The sequence below is a fragment of the Kitasatospora sp. NPDC093679 genome (assembly GCF_040683455.1).
Taxonomy (GTDB): domain Bacteria; phylum Actinomycetota; class Actinomycetes; order Streptomycetales; family Streptomycetaceae; genus Kitasatospora; species Kitasatospora arboriphila.
In genome coordinates this window covers 22,999-48,232 of the sequence record NZ_JBFBDW010000034.1, presented here as the reverse complement: position 1 = coordinate 48,232, position 25,234 = coordinate 22,999, and the positions used below count along the sequence as shown (strand labels likewise).

12 protein-coding genes are annotated in these 25,234 nt (G+C 71.8%); 4 read left to right on the top strand and 8 right to left on the bottom strand.

Annotation, left to right across the window (positions count from 1 at the left end):
- Window positions 1-21: 21 nt before the first annotated feature.
- The 6 genes from AB0O09_RS25340 to AB0O09_RS25315 all read right to left on the bottom strand — a co-directional run bounded on the left by AB0O09_RS25340 (window position 22) and on the right by AB0O09_RS25315 (window position 7,091).
- The gene (locus AB0O09_RS25340; protein ID WP_363544797.1) at window positions 22-1,302 is read right to left on the bottom strand and encodes a 6-phospho-beta-glucosidase; all 1,281 of its coding nucleotides are present in this window, start codon (window positions 1,300-1,302) and stop codon (window positions 22-24) included.
- 8 nt (window positions 1,303-1,310) lie between these two features.
- Window positions 1,311-2,201, bottom strand: coding sequence for a carbohydrate ABC transporter permease (locus AB0O09_RS25335; RefSeq protein ID WP_363544714.1), 891 nt, complete (start codon window positions 2,199-2,201; stop codon window positions 1,311-1,313).
- 3 nt (window positions 2,202-2,204) lie between these two features.
- The gene (locus AB0O09_RS25330; protein ID WP_363544711.1) at window positions 2,205-3,158 is read right to left on the bottom strand and encodes a sugar ABC transporter permease; all 954 of its coding nucleotides are present in this window, start codon (window positions 3,156-3,158) and stop codon (window positions 2,205-2,207) included.
- A gap of 10 nt (window positions 3,159-3,168) precedes the next feature.
- Window positions 3,169-4,518 carry an extracellular solute-binding protein gene (locus AB0O09_RS25325; protein ID WP_363544709.1) on the bottom strand — a complete coding sequence of 450 codons (1,350 nt, stop codon included), beginning with the start codon at window positions 4,516-4,518 and terminating at the stop codon, window positions 3,169-3,171.
- A gap of 83 nt (window positions 4,519-4,601) precedes the next feature.
- Window positions 4,602-5,789: an ROK family transcriptional regulator gene (locus AB0O09_RS25320; protein ID WP_363544706.1), complete on the bottom strand. Its 1,188-nt coding sequence runs from the start codon at window positions 5,787-5,789 to the stop codon at window positions 4,602-4,604.
- Window positions 5,790-6,047: 258 nt separating this feature from the next.
- A complete protein-coding gene (locus AB0O09_RS25315; protein ID WP_363544794.1) occupies window positions 6,048-7,091 on the bottom strand; it encodes a mechanosensitive ion channel family protein in 1,044 nt (347 codons plus the stop codon).
- Between the two features lie 408 nt (window positions 7,092-7,499).
- Between AB0O09_RS25315 and AB0O09_RS25310 the strand changes: the two genes are divergently transcribed.
- On the top strand, window positions 7,500-8,120 hold the full coding sequence (locus AB0O09_RS25310; protein ID WP_363544703.1) for an HNH endonuclease: 621 nt from the start codon (window positions 7,500-7,502) through the stop codon (window positions 8,118-8,120).
- A gap of 106 nt (window positions 8,121-8,226) precedes the next feature.
- Window positions 8,227-8,922: an HAD family hydrolase gene (locus AB0O09_RS25305; RefSeq protein ID WP_363544701.1), complete on the top strand. Its 696-nt coding sequence runs from the start codon at window positions 8,227-8,229 to the stop codon at window positions 8,920-8,922.
- On the opposite strand, the gene AB0O09_RS25300 is transcribed toward AB0O09_RS25305, so the two are convergent.
- Complete coding sequence (locus AB0O09_RS25300; protein WP_363544699.1) at window positions 8,912-12,706, bottom strand: beta-N-acetylglucosaminidase domain-containing protein; 3,795 nt, start codon at window positions 12,704-12,706, stop codon at window positions 8,912-8,914. The genes AB0O09_RS25305 and AB0O09_RS25300 overlap by 11 nt on opposite strands.
- Before the next feature lie 200 nt (window positions 12,707-12,906).
- Window positions 12,907-17,220 carry a ricin-type beta-trefoil lectin domain protein gene (locus AB0O09_RS25295; protein ID WP_363544696.1) on the bottom strand — a complete coding sequence of 1,438 codons (4,314 nt, stop codon included), beginning with the start codon at window positions 17,218-17,220 and terminating at the stop codon, window positions 12,907-12,909.
- Window positions 17,221-17,588: 368 nt separating this feature from the next.
- Between AB0O09_RS25295 and AB0O09_RS25290 the strand changes: the two genes are divergently transcribed.
- Both AB0O09_RS25290 and AB0O09_RS25285 read left to right on the top strand, forming a co-directional pair.
- On the top strand, window positions 17,589-24,737 hold the full coding sequence (locus AB0O09_RS25290; RefSeq protein WP_363544693.1) for a polymorphic toxin-type HINT domain-containing protein: 7,149 nt from the start codon (window positions 17,589-17,591) through the stop codon (window positions 24,735-24,737).
- A complete protein-coding gene (locus AB0O09_RS25285) occupies window positions 24,637-25,224 on the top strand; it encodes a hypothetical protein (RefSeq protein WP_363544690.1) in 588 nt (195 codons plus the stop codon). The genes AB0O09_RS25290 and AB0O09_RS25285 overlap by 101 nt, the downstream gene beginning before the upstream one ends.
- Window positions 25,225-25,234 lie beyond the last annotated feature (10 nt).

The window sequence follows — 25,234 nt, the reverse complement described above, 5'->3', positions numbered from 1 at the left end:
TGCGAGGCGGTCATCGTCGGGTCACGCCCAGCCGAGGTGGGCGCGGTTGTGGGCGATCAGCCGGTCGGTGAGCCGGTCGGCGAGGTCGATCTGGCCGACCAGCGGGTGGGCGAGCAGGGCGTCGAAGACCCGGTCCCGGCCGCCCTTGAGCGCGGCGTCCAGCGCCAGGTGCTCGTAGGCGGTGACGGCGGCGATCAGGCCCGCGTAGAGCGGTTCGACCGGGCGCTGCGGCAGCGGGCGCACGCCCTGCGGGTCGACCTCGGCGGGCACCTCGATCACCGCGTCGTCGGGGAGGAAGGGCAGCACGCCGTCGTTGCGGGTGTTGACCACCTGGACGCCCGTGGTGCCGTCGGTGCCGAGCAGCGCGGCGATCAGCTGGACGGCGGCCTCCGAGTAGAAGGCGCCGCCGCGCTTGCCGAGCAGTTCGGGCTTGGTGTCCAGGGCCGGGTCGGCGTACATCTCGAGCAGCTGCCGCTCGATCGCGGCGACCGCGGCGGCCCGCGAGCCCTGCACCCTCAACTCCTCGACCACCAGGTCGTGCTGGTAGAAGTAGCGCAGGTAGTAGGAGGGCACCACGCCGAGCCGGCGGACGACGTCGAGCGGCAGGTGCAGGTCGGCGGCGATCGCCTCGCCGTGGCCGGCGAGCAGTTCCGGCAGCACCTCGCGGCCGGTGGCGGCGCCGGGGGCGTCGAGCAGGGTGACGCCGCGCTCCCAGGTGAGGTGGTTGAGGCCGACGTGGTCGAGGCGGACGCGCTCGGGCTCGACGCCGAGGTGGCCGGCGAACTTCCGCTGGAAGCCGATCGCCACGTTGCACAGGCCGACGGCCTTGTGGCCGGCGGTCTGCAGGGCGCGGGTGACGATGCCGACCGGGTTGGTGAAGTCGACGATCCAGGCGTCCGGGTTGGCCCGGCGCACCGTCTCGGCGATGTCCAGCACCACCGGGACGGTGCGCAGCGCCTTCGCCAACCCGCCCGCGCCGGTGGTCTCCTGGCCGACGCAGCCGCACTCCAGCGGCCAGGTCTCGTCCTCGTTGCGGGCGGCCTGTCCGCCGACCCGCAGCTGCAGCAGGACGGCGTCCGCCCCCTGCACGCCGACGGCGACGTCGGAGGCGGTGGTGACCCGCGCGTCGTGGCCCTGCCGGGCGAAGATCCGCCGGGCGAGGCCCGCGATCAGCTCCAGCCGGTCGGCGGCCGGGTCGACCAGGACGAGCTCGCCGATCGGCAGGGTGTCCCGTAGTCGGGCGAAGCCGTCGATCAGCTCGGGTGTGTAGGTGGAACCGCCGCCGACGATTGCCAACTTCAGTGCGGACATCAGCCCTTGACCCCTGTCAGTGTCACGCCTTCGATGAAGGCCTTCTGTGCGAAGAAGAAGAGGATGATCACCGGCGCCATCACCAGCAGGGTGGCGGCCATGGTGAGGTTCCAGTCGGTGTGGTGGGCGCCCTTGAACGACTCCAGGCCGTAACTCAGCGTCCAGGCGCCCGGGTTCTCGCTGGCGTAGATCTGCGGGCCGAAGTAGTCGTTCCAGCAGGAGAAGAACTGGAAGAGCGCGACCGCGGCGATCGCCGGCCGGGCCATCGGCAGGACCACCCGCAGCAGGGTGCGGACGTCGCCGCAGCCGTCGATCCGGGCGGCCTCCAGGTACTCGTTCGGCACGGTCAGCAGGAACTGCCGCAGCAGGAAGATCGAGAACGCGTCGCCGAAGGCCATCGGCACCACCAGCGGCCAGAGCGAGCCGGTGAGGTGGAGCTGCTTGGCCCAGAACAGGTACATCGGGATCACGGTGACCTGCGGCGGCAGCATCATCATCGAGACCACCGCCATCAGGGCGAGCCGGCGGCCGCGGAAGCGGAACTTGGCCAGGGCGTACGCCACGGGCAGGCTGGAGACGACGGTGAGCACGGTGCCGAGGCCCGCGTACAGCAGGCTGTTGCGCCACCAGGTGAGGAAGCCGGGGGTGCGCCAGACCTGCGCGTAGTTCTCCCAGTGCCAACTCGTGGGCCACAGCTCGGAGGTGAGCGCCTGACGGTCGCTCATCACCGAGGTGAGCAGCACGAAGACGAAGGGCAGCAGGAAGAACAGGGCGGCGGCGATCGCCAGCGAGTGCACGGCGACCCATTCGAGGGCGGCGCGGCGGCGGGCGGTGCGGGCGGCGGCCGTCCGGGCGCGGGCCGGCAGCGGCAGGGCGGGGTTGAGGGTCACGGCTCAGTCCTCCACCAGGCCGGAGCCGCGCCGCAGCAGCAGGGCGGTGAAGGCCGTCGAGATCGCGAACAGGACGAGGGCGGCGGCGCAGGCGGTGCCGGTGTCGAAGCGCTGGAAGCCGAGGTTGTAGACCATCTGCGGCAGGGTCCAGGTCGAGCCGTGCGGGTAGCCGGGCTCGAACTGCTGGCCGGAGCCGCCGATCACGCCGCTGGCGACCTTCCCGGCGACGATCGCCTGGGTGTAGTACTGCATGGTCTGGATGACCCCGGTGACCACGGCGAACAGCACGATCGGGGTGATGTTCGGCAGGGTGACGAAGCGGAACCGCTGCCAGGGCCCCGCGCCGTCGAGCTCGGCGGCCTCGTACTGCTCCTTCGGCACGTCGAGCAGCGCCGCCATGAAGATCACCATCAGGTCGCCGACGCCCCACATGGCGAGCAGGGTGAGCGCGGGCTTGGACCAGTCGGGGTCGGTGAACCAGCCGGGCTGCGGCAGGCCGAGGTCTCCGAGCAGGTGGTTCACCGGGCCGGTGCCGGGGTTGAGCAGGAATGCGAAGGCCATCGTGGCGGCCACCGGCGGGGCGAGGTAGGGCAGGTAGAAGGCGGTGCGGAAGAAGCCGGCGCCCGTCCGCACCTTGGTGATGAGCACGCCCACGCCCAGGCCGAAGGCGACCCGCAGGGTCACCATGACGGCCACCAGCCACAGGGTGTTGCGCAGGCCCTGCCAGAAGAACGGGTAGTGCGCGAAGAGGTACGTCCAGTTCTTCAGGCCGTTGAAGGTGGGCGCGGTGAAGCCGTCGTACTTCATGAACGAGAAGTAGGCGGTGGAGACCAGCGGGTAGGCGAAGAACAGGCCGAAGCCGATCAGCCAGGGGGAGAGGAAGGCGAGGGTGCGGGCCCGCTCCCGGCGGCGCTTGCTGCGCAGCGCCGCCGGCCGGGGGGTGTCGGTGAGTGCCATGGCGCGTCCGTCACTTGGCCTGGTCGATGGCCGCGTCGATCTCCTTGGCGGTGGCGGCGAGCCCGGCCTTCAGGTCGGTGAGCCGGCCGGACTCGTACTCGTAGCCGAGGTTCTGCAGGGAGACCTGGTACGCGCCGCCGTTGACCGAGGCGGGCGTGGTCGAGGAGTTCGGGTTCTTCGCGATGGCCAGGAAGGTGCGGAAGTTGGCGTCGGCGTCGAGCTCGGGCGAGTCGAGCGCGGCGAAGGTGCTGGGCACGTTGTGGATCGCGTTGGCGAAGCCGACGACCGCGCCGGTGTCCGTGGTCAGGTACTTGACGAGCTGCCAGGCGGCGGTCTGCTTCCGGCTGCCGTTGGCGATGCCGATGATGGTGCCGGTCTGGTAGCCGCGGCCGTAGGAGGCCGCCTGGTCGTCCGGGACGGGGAAGGGCGCGGTGGCCCACTCGAAGGCCGGCTTGTCCTCGGCGAGCGAGGCGGTGCGCCACTCGCCGTCGATGGCCATCGCGACCTGCCCGGTGGTGAACGGGTTCTTGGCGCTGAACTCGTCGCCGAAGCCGGTGCGGTACTTCTCCAGCTTCTCGAAGCCGCCGAGCTTGTCGACCAGGCCCTTCTGCCAGGCGAACATCGCGGCGACCTTCGGGTCGGCGGCCACGTCGGACTTCCCGTCCTGCCCGAAGTAGCCGGCGCCGTACTGGCCGAGGAAGTGCGAGGGGGTGGACTCGTAGCCGTGGTAGTTCGGCATGAACCCGAGCTGCTGGTAGCCGTCGCCCCGGGCGGTCGTCAGCTTGACGGCGTCCGCCTCGAACTCGGAGAAGGTCTTCGGCGGGGCGGTGATGCCGGCCGCGGCGAAGGCGGCCTTGTTGTAGTAGAGGCCGTAGGCGTCGCCGAGCAGCGGCAGCGAGCACTGGTTCCCGCGGTAGCCGCTGTAGGAGAGCATCGCGGCGGGGAAGGTCTTCGCCGGGTCGATGCCGTCCTTCTTCAGGAAGGGCGTCAGGTCGGCCCAGACCTTGGCGGAGCAGAACTTGCCGACGTTGTCGGTGGTGAAGGACGAGACCACGTCGGGGGCGTCGGCGCCGCCGGCCCGCAGGGCCTGCTCGCTCTTGTCGTCGGCGATGTTGCCGACCACCTTGACGTGGATGTTGGGGTGGAGCTTCTCGAAGGCGGCGATGTTGGCGTCGATCGCCTTGGTCTCGTTCTCCTGGCTCCAGCCGTGCCAGAAGGTGATGGTGACGTCCTTGCCCTCGGCGGAGCCGTCGTCCCCGCCGCCCTGGGGGGTGCCGGTGCAGGCGGTGAGCAGGGCGAGGGCGGCGGCGGCACCGGTGGCGGCGGCGAGCGTCCGGCGGGTTCTGCGCGGGGTGTGCACTTCGGGTCCTCCTGGGGGACGCGGGCAGGGGGCATCGCCCCTCGGCCCGTGTGCGGGAGACGGTGGCGTGGCGGTGGTGCGGGTCAGTGGGTGGTGAAGGCTGCTTCCCGGGCGGTGGCCAGGGCGCGCTGCAGCGCGCCGTGCAGGACGGGGGAGCCCGGGACGGTGCTGCGGCGCACCTCGGGACGGGGGATGGAGATCAGGGCGAGCGCCTCCTCGACGAGGGCGCGCAGCCGCTCGCCGCCGGCGGTGGGGATGCCGCCGGAGAGCACCAGCAGTTCGGGGTCGACGACGGAGACGATGACGGCGAGGCCCACCGCGATCCGCTCGGCGAGCTCCGCGAGGAAGGCGTCGCCGTCGCCCTCGGTCCGCAGGGCCAGGTCGACGGCCTCCTCGGCGGTGCCGGCGGCGAGGCGGTGCGCGGCGGCGAGCTCCAGGACGGCGTCGGCGCCGGCGAGCTCCTGGAAGCCGCCGGAGTTGCGCCGCCGCACGTCGCGGACGACCGGGGCGCCCGGCACCGGCATGTAGCCGACCTCGCCGGCACCGCCGGTGAAGCCGCGGTGCAGCCGCCCGGCGATGACGATCGCGGCGCCGATGCCCTCCTCGGCCCAGAGCAGGACGAAGTCCTCGCAGCCGTGCGCGGCGCCGAGGGCCTGCTCGGCGATCGCGGCCAGGTTGACGTCGTTCTCGATCGAGAACGGGGTGCCGAGCGCGGCCTCCAGGTCGGCGAGCAGCCGCGGGGAGTGCCAGCCCGGCAGGTGGGAGGCGTAGCGGAGCTTGCCGGTGGCGGGGTCGAGGGCGCCGGGCACGCCGATGACGACCTGGTCCAGGCTGCCGTCGGCGAGACCGGCCTCGCGGACGGTGGCGGCGAGGGCCTCGCCGACCTTCTCGACGGTGCCGGCCGCGGACCAGCCCTTGGTGGCGACCTGGTGCTCGGCCAGCGTGGTGCCGGTGATGTCGGCGACGGCGATCCGCACGTGGGTGGTGGTGACGTCCAGTCCGGCGACGTACCCGGCGGCCGGGTTGACCTGGTAGAGCTGGGCGTTCGGCCCGGGCCCGCCGGCGGTGGTGCCGACCGGCACGACGAGTCCGGCGGCCTCCAGCCGGGTCAGCAGCTGGGAGGCGGTCGGCTTGGAGAGGCCGGTGAGGGTGCCGATCTGGGTTCTGGAGAGCGGGCCGTTGGCGAGCAGCAGTTCCAGGGCGGCGCGGTCGTTGATCGCGCGGAGCAGGCTCGGGGTGCCGGCGAGCGGGGGGCGGGTGGTGTCGGTCACGGCTCGATCCTCCTCTGCGGGTCCGGCCCGGTCACCTGCGGGCCCGGCAGGTGGCGCGGCGAACTGTTAGGAAAGTTTCCAATTGCTTCGAGAGGACCGTAGATCCCGGCCGGAGCAGGTGTCAATGACCCGATGTCGAAGCGTTACCCCGGGTACGCGGCCCGGGCATGCCAAGGGCCCCGCTCCCACCCGGGAACGGGGCCCTGCCGGAGTCGCACCGCCAGGGGCGCGCCGGCGCCTCGAAGACGGCTCCTGCGGCTACTCGACCGACTGCGCCGGTATCGGCTTGACCGCGGCGGACTGCGGCGACAGCGGGTCCGACAACGCCGAGGGCGCCGCGATCTCCGCCGCCGGGACGGCCGCGACCGGTGTCGCCGACACCGTCACCGCCTCCTCCTTGAGCTTCACCCCGGCCTCGTCGAAGGCCTGCTTGAGCCGCTGCCGCAGCGCCCGCGCCACCTGCGGCGACTTGCCCGGCGTCGTCCGCGCCTCGACCTTGAGGACCAGCGAGTCGGTCGCCACCGAGTCCACGCCCAGCACCTTGACCCGGCCCCAGATCAGCTCGTCGTACGGGGTCTCCTTGGACAGCTGCTCGGCCGCCTCGGTGATCAGCGCCTCGACCCGGAGGAGGTCCTCCTTGTAGCCGACCTGGACGTCCACCGTGGCGGTGCCCCAGCCCTGGCTCATGTTGGCGATCCGCTTCACCTCGCCGTTGCGGATGTACCAGATCTCGCCGCCCGCGCCGCGCAGCTTGGTCACCCGCAGGCCGACCTCCAGCACCGTGCCGGAGGCCACCCCGGTGTCGATCTCGTCGCCGACGCCGTACTGGTCCTCCATGATCATGAAGACGCCGGACAGGAAGTCGGTCACCAGGTTCCGCGCGCCGAAACCGATCGCCACACCGGCCACACCGGCACTCGCCAGCAGCGGTGCGAGGTTCACGCCCAGCGCCGACAGCACCATCAGTGCGGCCGTGCCGAGGATGGTGAACGAGGCCACGCTGCGCAGCACCGAGCCGATCGCCTCCGACCGCTGCTGGCGGCGCTCGGTGTTCACCACCCCGCTGTTGGCCAGCAGACCGCCGAGGCGGCCCGTCTCCTCCTCGTCCTCCGAGGGGCGGCCCATCCGCGCCACCAGCTGCGATATCAGCTTGCGGACGACCGCGCGCAGGACCAGCGCGAGGACCACGATGAAGACGATCCGCACACCGCCCTCGACCCAGCTCTGCCAGTTCTGGTCGAACCAGCTGGCGGCCTGCTTGGTGGAGGCCGTCACCTCCTCGGCGCTGGTCGGCAGCTTCAGGTCGAGGGTGGGTTGGGCTGGCGAAGGGGTGGCTTCGGCCAGGAGGCCGGTGACACCGGAGCGGAACACGTGCGGGCCTTCCGTGGTGCGGGGTACGGCCGGCGCGCGGCACCGGCACGGCCCGGCTGGCGGACCGTCCCGTCCAACCCTAGCGGCCCGCACGGGCACCCCCGGACGGCCCGTCAGCCTGCCCCGGCCCCCGCGCACGCCCCCTCACCGGCGGCGACGCGTGCACCGGGCCCGGCGCGCGGGCATACGTCCTATGACGGATTCCACATCCGGTCCGTTACACAGGAGTGGTGGCGCCGTACGAAGGCGTAAGGCGACACTGGGGGAGATCGCGCCGCAATGCGATCACCCGCTCGTCCCGGCGCGAGCCACGCGCCGCAGGCGTCCAAGGAGGCATCCGTGCCGCATGTCCTGGTCCTCAACGCGTCGTACGAACCACTCGGAGTGGTCTCCACCCGCCGCGCCCTCATCCTGGTCCTCAACCACAAGGCGGTCAGCCTGGAGGACTCCGGAACCACACTGCACAGCGCCACCACCACCGTGACGGCACCGTCCGTCGTCCGTCTGACCCGCTTCGTGCGGGTCCCGTTCCGCGGGCCCGTCCCGCTCACCCGCCGCGCCCTGTTCGCCCGCGACCACGGGCGCTGCGTGTACTGCGGGGCCGCCGCGACCAGCGTCGACCACGTCATTCCGCGCAGCCGGGGCGGCCAGCACCGGTGGGACAACGTGGTGGCGGCCTGCCGCCGCTGCAACCACGTCAAGGCCGACCGCCACCTCACCGAGCTCGGCTGGCGGATGAAGCGCGCCCCCGCCCCGCCCAGCGGCCTGGCCTGGCGGGTCATCGGCACCGGCATCAAGGACCCCCGCTGGCGCCCCTACCTGGAGCCCTACGGCGGCCTCGACCAGTTCCGCGAGTACGAGCACCACGACCATACCGACCACGCGGGTGCCCTGCCGGCTCCGGCCACGAGGACCCACCCGACCCGCCGCCGCGGAGAGCCGGAACCGCTCTCCGCCTGACAGACAAGGGCCTGCCCGTCACACTTCGGTACGCCTCATGGGCCGCCGGCGCACCCCCAGCGGGAGCGTCGGCGGCCCGCCGTCTGCCATCCCTGGAGCCCGCACCGTGCCGCCCGAGAGCCGCCCCCGCGCCACCGGCCCCCACCCCTTCGACGCCGTCCCGTTCGACGCCGTCTCCTTCGACGGCGACGACACCCTCTGGGACTTTGCCGCCGCGTTCGCCCCGGCCATCGCCCACGCCGCCGACCTGCTCGGCGCCGAGCTCGGCGGCCCGCCCGTGGAGGTCGACTGGCTGCAGCGGATCCGCGAGGAGGTCGCCGCCGACCTTCCCGGCGCCACCCTGCCCGAGCTGCGCCGGGCCGCCTTCGCCGAGGCCGTCCGCCGCCGCGCCCCCGGCCGCCCCGAACTCGCCGACCGGATGTTCCTCGCGTTCATGGCCGCCCGCGCCCGCTCCACCCGGCTCTTCCCCGAGGTCGCGGAGGTCGTCGCCGCCCTCGCCGCCCGGATGCCGCTCGCGCTGACCACCAACGGCAACGCCGAACTCTCCTGGACGGGCCTCGACCCCTACTTCAGCGCGGTCGTGCGCGCGGTGGACTGCGGCCGCTCGAAGCCCGACCCGGCGATCTACCTGATCACCGCCGAGCGGCTCGGCGTCGAGCCGGCCCGCATCCTGCACGTCGGCGACCACCCCGTCGAGGACGTCGACGGGGCCCTCGCCGCCGGGTTCCAGGCACGGCTGATCGACCGGACGGGCCGCACCCCCGGCGCCCTCACCTCGCTGGCCGAGCTGCTCAGCCGGTGACGGCGTACAGCTCGACGCCCCACAGCGAGTAGCCGTACTTCGTCGCCCGGGTCACCCCCTGCACGCGCAGGAAGCGGGTGCCCGGCGCGTCGAAGCGCACCGTCTCCGTGCCGCCCCCGCCGTCGTCCACGGTGGCCACCGTCGTCCAGGTCACCCCGTCCGCCGAGGTCTGCACCTTGTAGACGGCCGCGTGCGCGTCCTGCCAGTGCAGCACCGCCGAGCCCAGCCGCGCCGCCTGCGGCAGCTCCAGCTGCACCCACGCGCCGTCGGAGGCCGGCGAGGACCAGCGGGTCCGCGGGTCGCCGTCGTTGATGTTGGAGGCCGGGAAGGCCGGCGTCTCGTCCGCGGACGAGGTGGCGGTCGCGCCGCGCGCCAGGTCCGGTCCGCCGGCCGGCGGCACCACGTGCACCAGCAGGTCCTGCCGGACGGTCAGCGTGCCCGCGGTGAACGTGACCGGCAGCCGGTAGGTGCCCGAGGGCGTCCCGGCGGCCGCCACCACCTGCAGCGGCACGCCCACCCGGCCGCCGCGCGGCACCGCCACCGCGGTGCCCTGGGTGACGGTCAGCCCCTTGGCGACCGCCGGCACCTCCACCTTCAGCTCGCCGCTGGTGCCCTCCGGCCGGCCGGTCTCCAGCACCGCCTTCGTCACCTGCGGCACGGCCTGCCCGGTCACCACGTCCAGGCTGGAGTCCGAGAGGCTGAGCCGCGCCGCCGGGGTGTCCGCGTACCAGGGCACGATCTGGTTGACCACCGGCGCCTGGAAGCCGGGCGCCCACACCAGCCGGATCGCGTCGGCCGGGCGGCCGCCCGCCGGGAGCTCGTTGTAGCCGGGCTTCAGCGTGCCGATCGCCGTCCAGAGGCCGTCCGCACCGCGCACCGCCACCGTCGCGACCGCCTGCACCGTCGGGTCGGTCAGCACGGTGACCCGGTCCAGCGGGCGGGCCGAGCCCAGCTCCACCGTCAGCGGCTCCGAGGCCGCCGTCGGCGCGTCCGCGGCGCGGAACGCGGTGTCCGGGTCGCCGTCCAGCACCGCGTCCGGCGAGGAGCCCGGCGCCGCGGCCGGGCCGGTCACCACCGCCGGCGTGTCGTCCGGTGCCGCGACCGAGAACTCCCGGACGGCCACCGCGGTCTTCTGCGCCGTCCGCGCGCGCAGCCGCACCGCCTTGGCCACGGTGCCGGCCGGGGCGGTCACCGACACGCTCTTCTGGCCGTGCACCACCGCCAGCTGCTTCCAGCCGCCGCTGCCGGTGGAGTACTCCAGCACCCCGTCGCGCAGGTAGTCGTCGGCCGCGCTCGCCGCGTCCGGACCGTCGCCCCACGAGCCCATCAGCACGGTCACCCGGCCGAGCGGGCGGCCGTTGCCGAGGTCCAGGCCGACCGCGTCGCCGACCTGCGGCGGGGACGCGCTCCAGTAGAAGGTGTCCGCGGCGCCGTCCGTCATCAGCGCCGGGCCGTGGTCGTTGGCCGTGCCGATCGTGGTCGTCGGGGTGCCCGAGCCTGCGTCCACGCCGGCCCAGGTGTCCGCGTCCTTCAGCGCCCGCTCCAGGAACGGGTCCAGCACCCCGGCCCCGAGCGTCACCGTGCCCTGCCCCAGCTGCTCGCGCAGCTGCCGCAGGTCCACCCGGGCCTGCCAGGCCGCACTGCCGTCGCCGCCGCGCTGCGCCAGCAGCATCGCGACCGCCGCCTGCCCGGCCCGCCCGTAGGTGGCCAGCCGGACGAGCCAGGGGCCCGCGTCCTGCGCCACCGCGTCGCCGGCGAGGGCCTGCGGCGCCCCCGCCATGGTCGCGAAGGCCTCCTGCAGCGGTGCGGCCGCCGCCTGCAGCGCCGCGTGGTCCGGGGTGCCGCCCGAGGACGGCTCCAGCGCCGTCCAGAAACGCTCCATCAGCGGCGCCAGGTAGCCCGACTCCCGCTTGTCCAGCGGCGAGGACGAGCTGTTCCCGGCCAGGGCGGCGAGCGCCGCCTCGGCCGCGCCGCCGCCCGACATGGCGTGCACCGCCTGCTTCACCGAGTCCTCGGCGCGGTAGCCCTCGGGCTTCCAGCCGAAGTCGGCGGCGGTCGCCAGCGGCAGCCGGGACGCCACCGGCTGCGCCATCGCCGCGGTCAGCAGCACCGCCGACCGGGTCGCCACCGCGGGGTCGCGGCTGGTGTAGCCGCCGAGGAACAGCCGGTCCGGCGTGGAGTCGTTGACCGGGTAGTTGTCCATGGTCACCAGCGGGCGGTCGAACAGCGCCGCGGTCTGGGCCAGCTGGTCGCCCGTCACCTTGGGCGCGATCACCGCGCCGCCGCTCCACGCCACCTGCACGCCCGCCGGCAGCGCAGCCGCCAGCGCCTTGCGGTACGGCGTCGCGCCCTGCTTCTGGTACTCCGTCGGCACCACCGACAGCGGCGCCAGCTCCGGGTGCGCCGCGATCAGCCGCGTCTGCACCTTCGCGGCCAGCTCGGCCTGGGCCTTGGCCGCCGCGGCCGGGCCGGTGCCGTAGGTGCGGCGGTCGCCCGGGCAGTGCCACTCGTCGTAGCTGACGTCGAGGAACTGCAGCTGGAAGGCGCCGAAGCCGAGCCTGCGCAGCCCGTCCAGCTTGGCGACCAGCGCGTCCACGTCCTTGCCGGAGCCGTAGCAGAACGACTGCCCCGGGTCGATCGAGTAGCCGAGCACCACGTGGTTGTCCCGGGCCCGCGCGGCGAGCCGGCGCAGCGCGTCCTGCTGCGCCTGCGGGTAGGCCTCGCGCCAGCGGGAGGTCCGGTACGGGTCGGCGCCGGGCGCGTACAGGAAGAAGTTCTGCTTGGTGCGGCCGAGGAAGTCGAGCTGCTCCAGGCGCTCCGCGGTCGTCCACGGGGTGCCGTAGAAGGACTCGGCGGTGCCGCGGACGGGCGCGCCCGTCGGCCAGTCCCGCAGGACGACCCCGGGGAAGCCCCGGCCGGCCTCGGCCGGGCCCTGGCCCTGGCCGCTCTGGATCGGCGCGAGCAGCTGCCGCAGGCTCTGCGCCGCGTAGAAGGTGCCGGTCGCGTCGGCGCCGGACAGCACCACCGCGCCGTACGTGCCGCCGCCCGCGGCGGGCAGCTGCCCGGCGGCCAGGACGTAGCCGCCGGTCGGCAGCCCGGTCACCGACACCTCCGAGGCGGCCCGTCCGGCGGCCGCGGCGAGCCGGCGCAGCACCTGGTCGGTGTCGCCGCCGGCGCCCTCCCCGGGTCCGCCCACGTACACCACCAACGAGCCGGCGGCGGGGCTGACGGAGGGGTCGGCCTCGACGATGTCGGTGGCGCCCGCGGCGCCGAGCACCTGCCGGACGGCCGCCAGGGCGGGGCCGTCGACGCGGCGCGGCGCGACCAGGGCGACGGTGTCGGGCACCGCGACGGCGCCGCCCGCGGCCTGCAGCTGCTGCGGGCGCGGGTAGACCTGCGGTTCGGTGATCGAGCCGAGCGGGGTGACCGGGGCGCTGGTGACGGGGCGGTCGCCGATCGACGGTGCGGCGAGGGCGGCCGGACCGGCCAGCAGACCGCCGACCACGGCGGCCGCGGAGAGCGTCGCGGCGAGCTGCAGGGCGCTGCGGCGGCGGCCGGCGGGGGTGCGCCGTTCGGCGCGGACGGAGGCGAGCAGCGGCTCGGTGCCCTTGATGTCGGCGATGAAGCGGTCCGCGGCCCGGGGCGCCAGCTGGCGCGCCGTCCGGGCGGCCGTCCGGCGTGCCGTCAGCGCGGCCGGATGGTTCAGGAGTTCGCGCAGCGCGGGGCTCTGGTCCAGCTGCTGCCTCAACCGCCGCCCGGCGGCCACCGACACCCGTGCCTGCACCGGACCTCCTCCACGCCCCGGACAGCCGGTCCACCGGGCCCGCCACCCGGTCACCGCCGTACCCGCCTCAGCGGGCCAGCCCACCAGGTGACCGGCCGGGTGTCAACGCCGGTGGCGGGTATGTCCGATTTGCTCTTTCCGGGAACGGGGGCGGCCCCGGAGCGGACATCCGCTCCGGGGCCGCCGGGTGTGCTCTGCGATCAGCTGCCGGGCAGCGAGGCGGTGAGCACGGTGCGCAGCGAGCCGAACGACCAGCGCTGGGCCGGGCTGCCGTTGCAGGTCCAGACCTGCAGCGGGGTGCCGTTCGTGGTGCTGCCGCCGGGCACGTCCAGGCAGCGGGCGGTGGCCGGGTTGTAGAACCCGCCGTTGCCGGTGGGCAGCCACTGCTGGTTGGCGCCGCCGTTGCAGGTGAACAGCTGCACCTTGGTGCCGTCCGCCGCGACGTTGTTGTAGGCGTCCAGACACCAGCCCTGGTTGGTGATGGTGCCGGTGGCGTTCAGGCTCCACTGCTGGGCCGGGGCGGAGTTGCAGTCCGTGATCTGGACGCGGTTGCCGTTGGCCAGCGTGTTGTAGTCGTTGTCCAGGCACTTGCCGGCACTGGTGCCGGACAGCACGGCGGTGGCGGCGGCGGTCTCCATCGGCGCCGCGTACTGCAGGACGGACAGTTCCGCGACCGAGCCGCTGAACCAGCTCGCGGCGGCCCCGTTCTGCTTGGCCCGGCCCACGGCGAGAGGCTGCGTGCTGGTGAACGCGGGGCTGTGCCCGCCGGTCGAGGCGAGGGCGCCGTCCACGTACAGCAGCAGTTCCTTGGTGGCCGCGTTGTAGCTGGCGGTCAGCTGCTGCCACTGGCCGAACTTGACCCGGGCCGCGACGTTCGCCGTGTCGGTCTGGTCGATTGCCGCGTTGGCGGTGTCGGAGGCCGCCATGCCGAAGCTCCAGTCGTAGACGCCGTTGCCCCGGTCCGCGGCCCACAGCTTGAAGGCGCTGGCCGTCGTGCCGTCCTGGGAGGCCACCACGCCGCCCCCCGCATTGGCCTTGGCCCACGTGGTGACGGTGAACGACTGCTTCGCGTCCAGACGGGAATCGCTGGAGACCAGGGCCGCGTCGGTGCCGTTGAAGGCAGCCACCCGGGCACTGCGGCCGGCGACGGTGTCGGCCTGGAACGCGACGCCGCCCTGGGCGGCCAGCGGGCGCAGGCCGGTCTCGTCCTTCGCGGTGGCCGAGCCGGTGGCGTCGGCGAGCTTCCAGTGGCCGAGCGGGGCCCGGAGGTCGCCGACGGCGACCGGGCTGCCGACACCGGTGACCGGGGTGCTCGACGTGCCGCTGGAGCTGGTGCCGGGGAAGACCACGAGGCGGCCGTCCTTGGCGGTGGCCCAGAGGTCTGCGACACCGTCACCGGTCAGGTCGCCGTTGGAGCCGACGGTCGGGTACTCGGTCGGGTTGATGTTGCCGGCGGGCACCGTGATGGGGCCGTAGGCGGGGTCGACGAGCTTGCCGAAGTCCGGCACGCCGCCGGTCAGGGTGATCGGGTAGGCGTGCAGGACACCGCCGGTGCGCTCGCGGGTCCACAGGGTGGGCTGGTTGTTGCCGTTGGCCGGGCCGGGGCCGATCAGGTCGTAGTTCGACCAGTCGGCGGTGGAGACCTGGGTGTCCGGGGTCTTCAGCAGACGGGCGCTGCTGGTGCCGGGCGGGAACAGCCAGAGCTGCTTGTTGATGACGGCGAGCAGGGACGTCCTGGTGAGGACGTACTTGCCGTTGGCGTCCTTCCCGGCGACCTCGCCCTCCGGGGTGCCGAGGGCCAGGATCTGGGTCGCGTTGGACCAGTCGGTACCGAAGTCGACCGGGCAGGGGATGGCGGCACCGGTGACGTCCTGGCAGGTGACCGCCGAGTTGATCGTGGTGCCGGACTTGTAGAACGAGGTGCGGGTCACGAAGTTGCCGTGCCCGTCGTTCTGGTACAGGTACAGGCGCGCGTCGCCGGCCGGGTGGGCGATCAGGTCGTCCACCGGCACGTTGGCGCGGAGCGAGGACCGGTGCGTGACCTGGACACCCGTCCAGGTGCCGGTCGGGGAGGCCGCGGCCGAGCCGGCGATGACGCCGGCGGCGCCCGCGTCGCTGCTGGCGGGCTGGACCACCCGCAGGTTGCCGTTGCCGTCGGCCACGGTCACGTCGGGCTTGAGGTCGCCGGTGACGTCGCCGAAGACCGGGTTGCTCGCCGGGTTCCACGGTGCGTAGTAGCTGTAGACGGCGGGCTGGCTGTAGTTGCCGGCGTTGTCCTGCGCCTGGACGTAGAGCGCGTTGGTGCCCCAGGTGCCCGGGACGGTGGTGTAGGCGGCCTTGCCGTTGGCGTCGGCCGTCACCGTGTCCTGGTCACCGCACTTCCAGCCGGTGACCGGGGTGGGGGACTTCTTGACCTGGAAGCAGGCGAGGCCGGAGGCGCTCAGACCGCTGCCCGGGGCCGGGTCGCTGCCCGTCAGGGTGAAGGTGCCCGAGTCGGTGTTGAACTTGGTCGGGTTCGGGTTGGGCGTGCCGGACGGCGGGAAGTCGGTCGAGACGACGCCCACCGCGGGCGGGGTCTTGTCCACCCGGAAGTAGCACCACGGGGTCTCGTCGGACATCAGGGTGTCGTCGGTGGCGTTGACCGTCCAGCCGTACTGGTGGCCGTCGGCCAGCGAACCCACCGGGACGACCTCGGTGTTGTAGGCGGTCGTCTTGGGGGTGCTGGGGGTCTGGCCCGCGTTCGGGTCGTTGTCGTCCCACATCCGGAATTTCGCGTAGAGCGGCAGCCCGGCGGGCGACCAGTCGTTCACGGCCAGCTGGATGTTCTGGTTGGCACCGACCCAGCCCGGGTTGTACCAGGCGTAGCCGCCGCCCGGGGTCTGGCAGTCGTTGTGCTGGTTGGTGGAGGCGAAGCCCGGCTGGGGGATCGTCCGCGCCCACCAGACACTCGGCGTGATGTCGTAGTTGGTGGTGATGTGCGGGTTGTTCGCCAGGTGCTTGCGGTAGTACTTGTTGTTCTCGTCGTCGGGCGCGATGCCGACGGTCCAGTCCGGCGAGTGGTTCGCCGCGGCCTGCTGCATCTGTGAGGTCACGTTGAACGCGATCGGGCCGGTGCCGGTGATCCAGGTGGAACCGCCGACCTTGCTGCAGCCGCCGAACGTGCCGCCGCCGTTGCAGGGCTGGGTGTTCCAGGTCAGGCCGCTGTTGATGCCGGGCGTCCAGTAGAGGCCGAGCGGCGTGCTGGTGCTCGGGCTGGAGGCCTGGGTGACGCTGGCGTAGAACGTCGAGTCGAAGACGGTCGGCGCCTTGGGCGCACCGCTCGGGATGTTCCAGATCGCCGAGTTGATGCCGATCCGGTAGTAGATCCGCTCACGGCCGTAGCCGGTGCAGTCGCTGTAACCGCAGTAGCCGACACCGAGGTTGGAGACGGAGTCGGCGTACTTGGTGTTCGGGTTGTACTCCTGGACCTGGGCCGACATCACGGACCAGCTGTCGGCGCTGATCGTGGGGTCGAGGTACCAGGGGCCCTGGCCCTTGCCGAAGGTGGCGGCGTCCGGGACGAGGTCGAAGCCCTCGCTGTCCGCGGTGATGCCGATCTTGCCGATCGTGGCGTTGGCGCCCGGTCCCTGGGCGCTGGACCCGGGTTCGGCGGGGTCGTTGCCCTCGGGGCCGGCCACCCGGGCAGACTTGCTGTTGCCGAGCACCGTGGCGCGGGCGGAGTCCCACTGGAACGGCGTGGGCGCCTGCATGCGGACCTTGCCGGACTGGTCCTTGACGGTGACGTTGCCGGCGGAGTCGGTCGCGACGCTCAGCCCGGTGGTCCTGACCGGGAAGTGCAGGCGCTTGAGCCGGGGGTCGGCCGCGGCGGCCGCGGTGCGCACGACGACGACGTCGCGCCAGCCGCCGTCCGGCAGGGCGGTCAGCTGCAGGTCGACGTCCGGCAGCACGTTGCCGTAGGTCGCGGTGTCGCCGTCCAGGGCGGGGGCGGGCAGCGCGAACGGGGCGGTGACGGCGAGCTTCTTGCCGTCCGTCGTGGTGATCGTGGCCAGCGGACCGGTGCCGCCGCCGGAGATCGTCAGGCCGCTGGACGTGACGGCCGGGGCGACCGAGCCGTCCGCGTTGCGGTGCAGCCGGGTGTCGAGGTCCGCCCACGCCTTGCCGCGCTTCGCCCGAACCGGCTTGGCGTTGTCGGTGGTGGTGAAGGTGCCGTTCGGGTTGGCGACGGTCGTCGAGGTCTCGTTGGTCATCGACTCGACGGGGGTCGCCCTGCCGGACGCCTTCGCCCTGCTCCGCGCGTCCAGCATGGACTTCTGGGTGTCCGTCAGCTTCGGTGCTGCCGCGGTGCCGGACGGGGCGGGCGGGGACGCGGACGCCGCGTCCGCGGCCGAGGCGGCGGGTGCCGCCAGCAGGGCCATGCCGATCGCGCCGGCGGCGGCTCCCGCCACCAGTCTGGCCGCGGCACGGCGTGGCCGCTCGGCCGGCCCCGCGGCCGGTCTCGGATCGCTCTGTGTCATGACGGTTGTGCCTTTCCCCTCCGGGTCGCGCGGAGATCGCGCGGATGTTCGGAACGGAACGATGCGGACCTTCGGAGGGTTCGTCAAACGCGGCGTGATCATGTCGCCATATGTCCTGATCAGGCAGAACGTCGGAAGTAAAACCTTGGTAAATAGCTTCCTGTGGAGAGCAGCTGGCGGCAGGTCAGGTCGGCCGTGCTCATAGGGTCCTGATCGATCTTCGGATCGTCATGTCGACATGCGCCCGGTGACGGGCGACAAGATGGAGTCGGTTCCCTTTGAGAGCGATACAAGCTCGAGGGCCGGTCGGTCGGTGGCTGCTCACGCGGTCACGATGGCTGGGCCTGATAAGTCTTCTGTCCGTATTGATGACGCTTCTGGCGGCGCCCTCCGCCGAGGCGCTCGCCGCCCGGCGCCCGCACGGCAAGGTGTGGGCACCGCCGGGCACGCCCCTCGACAAGGGCATGAAGTCGGTCGGGGGCAAGAACCTCGTACCGTCCCAGCCCAAGGCTCCGGCCCACCCGGTGCCAATGTCCTGGAAGCCCCCGGCGGCCGCCGCTGCCGCCGCGGGTGAGGCGACCGTCGCGCTGGAGGCCGGCAAGGCGGTCCAGGCCGGGCAGCTCCCGGTCAAGGTCGCGCCGGGCACCGGCGGCGACGTGAAGTCGGTGAAGGTCGAGGTCGCGGATTCCGAGGGGAAGTCCGCGGCCAACCGCCGCGTGACGCTGACCGACACGGCGGCGTCCGGCACCGGCAAGCAGGCCAAGAGCCTGAAGATCGCGCTCGACCTGAAGACCCTCCAGGGCGGCGCGTGGAACGACCGGACCCGCCTGGTGGCGCTGCCGGCGTGTGCGGCGACCACCCCGGACGCGGCGGAGTGCCGCACCAAGACCCCGGTGGCCTCCTCGGTCGATCCCAAGTCGGGTGTGCTGACCGCCGAGGTCCCGCTGACGGCGCCCGCCGCGTCGAAGACGGTGAAGAGCTCCACCACCGGTGAGGGCTCCTCCGTCGTCCGGGCCGCCTTCGTGCAGGCGGCCCCCATGACCGCGGCCGCGGTCGTGGCGACCGAGACGTCGGCCGGCGGCGCAGGCGGCACCTACGCCGCCACCCCGCTCTCGCCGTCCGCGGCGTGGGGCTCGGGCACCAACGTGGGCAACTTCACGTACTCGTACCCGATCCAGACCCCGCCGACCCTGGGCGGTTCGGCGCCGTCGGTGTCGCTGTCCTACGACTCCTCGTCGGTGGACGGCAAGACCTCCGCGCAGAACTCGCAGTCCTCGTGGATCGGTGAGGGCTGGGACTACCAGCCGGGCTTCGTCGAGCGGTCCTACCGGGGTTGCGACAAGGACGGCATCACCAACTCCTCCGACCAGTGCTGGGCCGGCCAGAACGCCGTGCTCAACCTCGGCGGCCACTCGGGCACCCTGGTGCGCGACGACGCGACCGGCACCTGGCGCCTGCAGGGCGACGACGGCTCGAAGATCGAGCAGCTCACCGGCGCCACCAACGAGGCGCGCAACGGCGAGTACTGGCGTGTGACGACCACCGACGGCACCGAGTACTACTTCGGCCGCAACCACCTGCCGGGCGGTGACAACACCGACCCGGCGTCGAACTCGGTGGCCTACGAGCCGGTCTACTCGCCGAACAGCGGGGACGACTGCTACGACTCCGCCAAGGGCAAGGCCTCGTGGTGCCAGGAGGGCTGGCGCTGGAACCTCGACTACGTCGTGGACCCGCACCAGAACCTGATCACCTTCAACTACCAGCGCGACCTCAACTACTACAGCCGCGGCGGCGGCCAGAACAACGGCACGGGCACGCTCACCGCGTACGTCCGCGCCTCCGAGGTCACCCAGATCGCCTACGGTCAGCGCCTGCCCGAGCAGGTCGCCGCCAAGGGCGCCGCCAAGCCGGCGGCGAAGGTGCTGTTCACCACCGCCGAGCGCTGCGTGCCCGGCGGCAGCATCACCTGCACCACCGCCCAGCGCGTGGTGGCCAACCAGAACAACTGGCCGGACACCCCGCTCGACCTGAACTGCGCCTCCACCGGCACCTGCACCAACTACGGGCCGTCGTTCTGGTCCCCGCTGAAGCTGGTGAAGATCGAGACGCAGGTGCTGGTCGGCACCGCCTACCGGTCGGTGGACCAGTGGGACCTGAAGCACTCCTTCCCCAACCCCGGTGACGGCACCAAGCCCTCGCTGTGGCTGGACTCGGTCACCCGCACCGCCACCAACGGGCAGGCCTCGCAGTCGCTGCCACCGGTCACCTTCACCCCGCGCGAGCTGGGCAACCGCGTCGACGGCCTCGTCCCGGCGCAGCCGGCGTTCAACCGGCCGCGGATGCAGCAGATCACCACCGAGACCGGTGGCCGGATCAACGTGAACTACCGGGCCACCGAGTGCTCGCGCAACGCGGGCACCATGCCGGCCGCCGCGGACACCAACACCATGGCCTGCATGCCGGTCAACTGGTACCTGCCCGGCTCCTCCTCGCCCGACCCGGTCAAGGACTGGTTCCACAAGTACCTGGTCTCCTCGGTCACCGAGCAGGACGCGGTCACCGGTGCGCTGGTGAAGTCCACGGACTACACCTACGGCGGCGGCGCCGCCTGGCACCGCAACGACGGCGAGTACACCGACCCCAAGACCCGTACCTGGGACGACTTCCGGGGCTACCAGAGCGTCACCACCACCAGCGGCTCCGCCTACACCGGCGAGGCCCCGAAGACCCAGCAGGTCACCACGTACCTGCGGGGCATGGACGGCGACTACAAGGCCGACGGCTCCAAGCGGGCGGTCACCGTCTCCTTCACCCCGTACCCGGGTGCCACCGCCGTCAGCATCACCGACGACAAGTGGCGCGCCGGCGGTGCGATCGGCAGCCAGACCTACGACAAGGCCGGCGGCTCGATCGTCAGCGCCTCGGCCACCGTCACCTCGGACGATCGGGTGACGGCGACCCACAAGCAGCAGAACGGCATGCCGGACCTGGTGGCCCGGTACGGCAGCAGCAAGTCCACGTCCTCGTCCTGGGCGAAGAAGGCGGACGGCTCCTGGCGGGCCCTGTCCACCGTCATGACCACCGACCCGGACCACGGCAACCGGCCGCTGCAGATCGACGACAAGGGCGACGGCACCGCCGCCGCGCCGGAGATCTGCTCGACCAACAGCTACGCGACGAGCAGCAACCCGATGCTGCTGGTGCTCGTCTCGCGCGAGCTGAGCGTGACCGGCCCCTGCGGCACCACGCCCACCGCGTCGAACACCCAGAAGGACACCCGCACGTTCTACGACGGGAAGCCCTTCGGCCAGGCCGGCGCCACCGGTGACCCGACGTCCACCGACACGATCGACAGCTACGACGGCTCCGGCAACGCGGTCTACTCGACGCTGACCACGGCGACCTTCGACGCCTACGGCCGCGTCAAGACCTCGGCCGGCCCGGACGGCAGGGCGACCACCACGGACCTCTCGCCGGCCACCGGCGCGATCCCCACCAAGGTCACCCTGACCACTCCGATGGGCGCCGCCTGGGCGACCTCGCAGACCTTCGACCCCGGCCGCAACCTACCGCTGGAGTCGACGGACGCCAACAACCGCCACACCACCCGGCAGTACGACGCCCTCGGCCGGCTCACCGGTGTGTGGACGGCCGACCGGGCGACCAACCTGTCCGCCACCTACACGTTCTCCTACGCGATCAACGGCACCACGGCCCCGTCCGTGGTCACCTCCAAGTCGCTGAACGAGGACGAGAGCTACTCGGTCAAGAACGAGCTGTACGACGGCCTCGGCCGGCTGCGCCAGACGCAGTCGACGCTGCCGACCGGCGGCACCGGCCGACTGATCAGCGACACCGTCTACGACTCGCACGGCTGGGCGATCAAGTCCTCGTCGCCGTACTACGAGAGCACCACCCAGCCCAACGGCACGGTCTACCTGCCGCAGGACTCGCAGGTGCCGGGCCAGACCTGGGTCACCTACGACGGCCAGGGCCGCACCACCACGTCGGCGTTCGTCTCCTACGGGCAGCAGCAGTGGACGTCCTCCACCGCCTACCCGGGCGTCGACCGCACCGACTCGACCCCGCCGCAGGGTGCTTCGCCGACCACGACGATCACCGACGCGCGCGGCCGCACCACCCAGCTGTGGCAGTACCGCACCGCCACCGCGACCGGCAACCCGCTCGACGCCGACGTGACGACCTACAGCTTCACCGCTGCCGGTCAGCCCGAGAAGCGCACCGACGCCGCGGGCAACGTCTGGTCCTACGAGTACGACCTGCGCGGCCGTCAGACCGCCGTCACGGACCCGGACAGCGGGACCACCAGGACGGCCTACGACGCCGACTCCCGGGTTGCGTCCACCACCGACGCCCGTGGCAACAAGCTGGCGTACGCCTATGACCTGCTCGGTCGGAAGACCGGTCTGTTCAAGGACAGCGTCACCCCGGTGAACCAGCTCGCGGGCTGGACGTACGACACCGTGCCGGGCGCGAAGGGGCAGCTCGCCTCCTCGACCCGCTACGTGGGCGGCGCGAGCGGCAAGGCGTACACCCAGGAGGTGACCGCGTACGACACCATGTACCGGCCCACCGACGGAAAGGTGACGATCCCGGACAGCGAGGGCGCCCTCAAGGGCACCTACACCTCGCACAACGACTACTCGCCGATCCTCGGATCGCTGATCCACACCGACCTCCCGGCCATGGGCGGCCTGCCCGCCGAGGGCGTCGACTACCTGTACTCCAACACCGGCCTGCTGATCGCCTCCGGCGGCAACAGCTCCCTGGTCACCGACGTGCAGTACGACGCGGCCGGTCGCGCCGTGCGCACCACGGTCGGCGACTGGGGCACCCAGGTCGTCTCCACCCAGCAGTACGACTGGGCGACCGGCCGCCTGATCCAGAACACGGTGGACCGGCAGACCGGCACCACCTCGCTCGACCAGACCAACTACACCTACAATCCCGCCGGCCGACTCACCTCGGTCAGCGACGTGCAGAGCGCCACCGCGACCGACCGGCAGTGCTTCACCTACGACTACCTCGGCCGCCTCACCAACGCCTGGACGGACACCGGCACGGTCACCACCGCGCCCGCGCCCTCCGTGCCCGGCGTCGGCTCCTGCACCAACGCCAACGGTCCGGCCATGACCGGCACCCCGGCCAAGCCGAGCGTCGGCGGCCCGGCCCCGTACTGGCAGACGTACAGCTACGACAAGACCGGCAACCGCACCGGCCTCGTCCAGCACGACGTCACCGGTGACACCACCAAGGACGTCACCACGACGCAGACCTTCGGCACCAAGGCCAACGAGGCCACCTCGCTCCCGAACACGGGCGGCGGGACGGGCGGTCCGCACGCCCTGCTGAAGTCCTCGGTCAAGTCGCCCTCGGGCACCAAGGACACCACCTACCAGTACGACGTCCAGGGCAACACCACGGCCGTCACCGACCCGTCGGGCACCACCAACCTCACCTGGAACGGCGAGGACAAGCTCGACACCATCGGCAAGTCCGGCCAGAACAAGGACACGTCGTACCTGTACGACGCGGACGGCAACCAGCTGATCCGCCGCAACCCCGGCAAGACCACGCTCAACCTCGGCTCCGACGAGCTCACGCTCGACACGGCCAGCGGGTCCATGTCCGACGTGCGGTACTACGAGGCGCCCGGTGGCATCACCATCACCCGGGTCACCGCGGCCACCGGCGGCGGCAAGCTCGTCTACCAGGTCTCCGACCCGCACGGCACCAACGGCGTCCAGATCGACACCGACGCCGCGCAGACCGTCAGCCGTCGTCCCACCGATCCGTTCGGCAACCCCCGCGGCACCCAGCCCGCGGCCGGGAGCTGGGCCGGCGACAAGGGCTTCGTCGGCGGCACCCTCGACGACGCCACCGGTCTCACCAACCTCGGCGCCCGGGAGTACGACCCGCTGCACGGCCGCTTCCTCAACCCCGACCCACTCCTGGCGGTCTCCAACCCCCAGCAGTGGAACGGCTACGCCTACAGCAACAACGACCCGGTCAACAGCAGTGACCCCTCGGGCTTGCTCCTGGACGGCGGCGGCCCGACCGGCTCGGGCTGCAGCATCTGGACGACCAGCTGCTCCGGCGGCGGCAACGACTGCGCCACCAACTGGCACCCGCCGTGTGCCCCGCCCTCCACCACCACCAACGGCAGCGGAACCGCCGGCAACGGTGACGACGGTGGCAGTGGCGGCTCCGGTGGCGGTGGCGGTGGCGGCGGCAACAAGGGCAAGAAGTGCGGCGGCTTCGGCGGCTGGCTCAAGTGCAAGGCCAAGAGCGCTGCCCACGCCGTCGTCAAGGTCGTCGAGGAACACCCGGTCATCGCCGCGATGGTCGTCACCGCGGTGGTGGTGGGCGCTGCGGCCTGCATCATTATGAGTGCCGGAGCATGCGCTGCGATCATCGTTCCGGCCGCGGCAAACGGCGCCCTCGCGGCCGCCGAGTTCGGCGCCGCAGCCATGGTGGCGGGTGCCGCGACAGCGGTCACCATCGAAGCCGGCATAGCCGTCGGCGCAACAGCCCTGGCCACCCTCGGCGTCGGCGCGGCAGTCGCTGCCAAGACCGCGCAGAAGGCGGAGCAGTCCGCCGCGGGCGTCAGCGGCCGTTCCTCGCAGGCCGCCACCAAGGAGGCCACCGAGACCAGCAAGGCCGCTCGTCCCAGCACGAACAGCGGTGGAGGGGGTTGCAACAGCTTCCCCGCCGGTACCGAGGTGCAGCTTGCAGATGGCGGTACCAAGGCCATCGACAAGATCCAGGTCGGTGACCAGGTCACTGCCACCGATCCGTCCACCGGTGTCACCGCAGCACGCCCTGTCGTGGCGCTCATTGTGGGTCATCACGACACGGACTACACCGAGCTGACCCTTACCGCAGCGGGGCCGCGTGCTCCCCCGGCAGAGAAGGAGTCCATCACTTCCACGGCGAACCACCCGTACTGGGACGTCACCACCCAGCGCTGGACCAACGCCAAGGACATCAAGCCCGGCGATCAGCTGCAGAACCTGGATGGCACCACACTCACCGTGCTCGCCGTCCACTCCTACGCGACTGCCCTGCAGACCGCTTACAACTTCACCGTTGGCGATCTGCACACCTATTACGTGCTTTCAGGTGGCGCGCGCGTCCTGGTTCACAATTCGGGCCCGGGGTGTGATGACCCGCCTGGCACGAAGCCGCGCGAAGGGTACGCGTCGGCTCCATTTAATCCTGGCGATCCGTACAGCCCAGAATCCGTTGGTAAGCGGTCTGAGGATTTTGCTGAACTCTACAAGCAGACTGTTGCTGACAGGGCGCGAGAGCTCGGCTATCGTCCCAAGAAGGTAGACTTCGACACGCACAAGCAGCCTGCTTTCTTCAACGGAAAGAACTACATTTCTCCTGATGCGGACGAGCATAATGTCTCGGACGGGTGGAAGATGTTCAATCGTAAGGGTGTGCGCATCGGGACGTATGATAGGGATCTTAATTATGTCAAGGAGTGACGAGTTTCGCCTGTGTCTTGACTGTTCAGGTCTTGGCGTATTCGACGATGAAGAGTTTGGGCGGTATGCACTGGGGAGGATTCGCATTGGTGATTTTGCGGAGAGCTTCCGAGTGAACCTGGAGTACTGGTCGGGTTCTGACTACAGGTCGAGCTGGCTGAAGGCGATCGATATGCTGGAGGAGAGTGAAAGCTCGACGTCGTGCCTTGTCGTTTCGCTGGCAGACCCGGAGTCCAGTGCTTTCGCCTTCTGCTGGCCGCTATACCGCGAGGGGGAGGTGGTGTTCGTTCAGAATTCCATGATCCTCTTCGAGGAATTGAGTGACCCATTCGAAATGGACCGCCCTTGGCTTTCTGTCCAACCGCGAAATGTTGTGGACGAGGATGGGAATCGCATATCCGAGTGGTCCACGAGCATGGTCGCCGTCAGGGAGCTGGGTCGAATCCTCCAGCAGGATTCCGGGTCTCTGTGGTGTATGTGTGAGTAGAGCAAGTTCC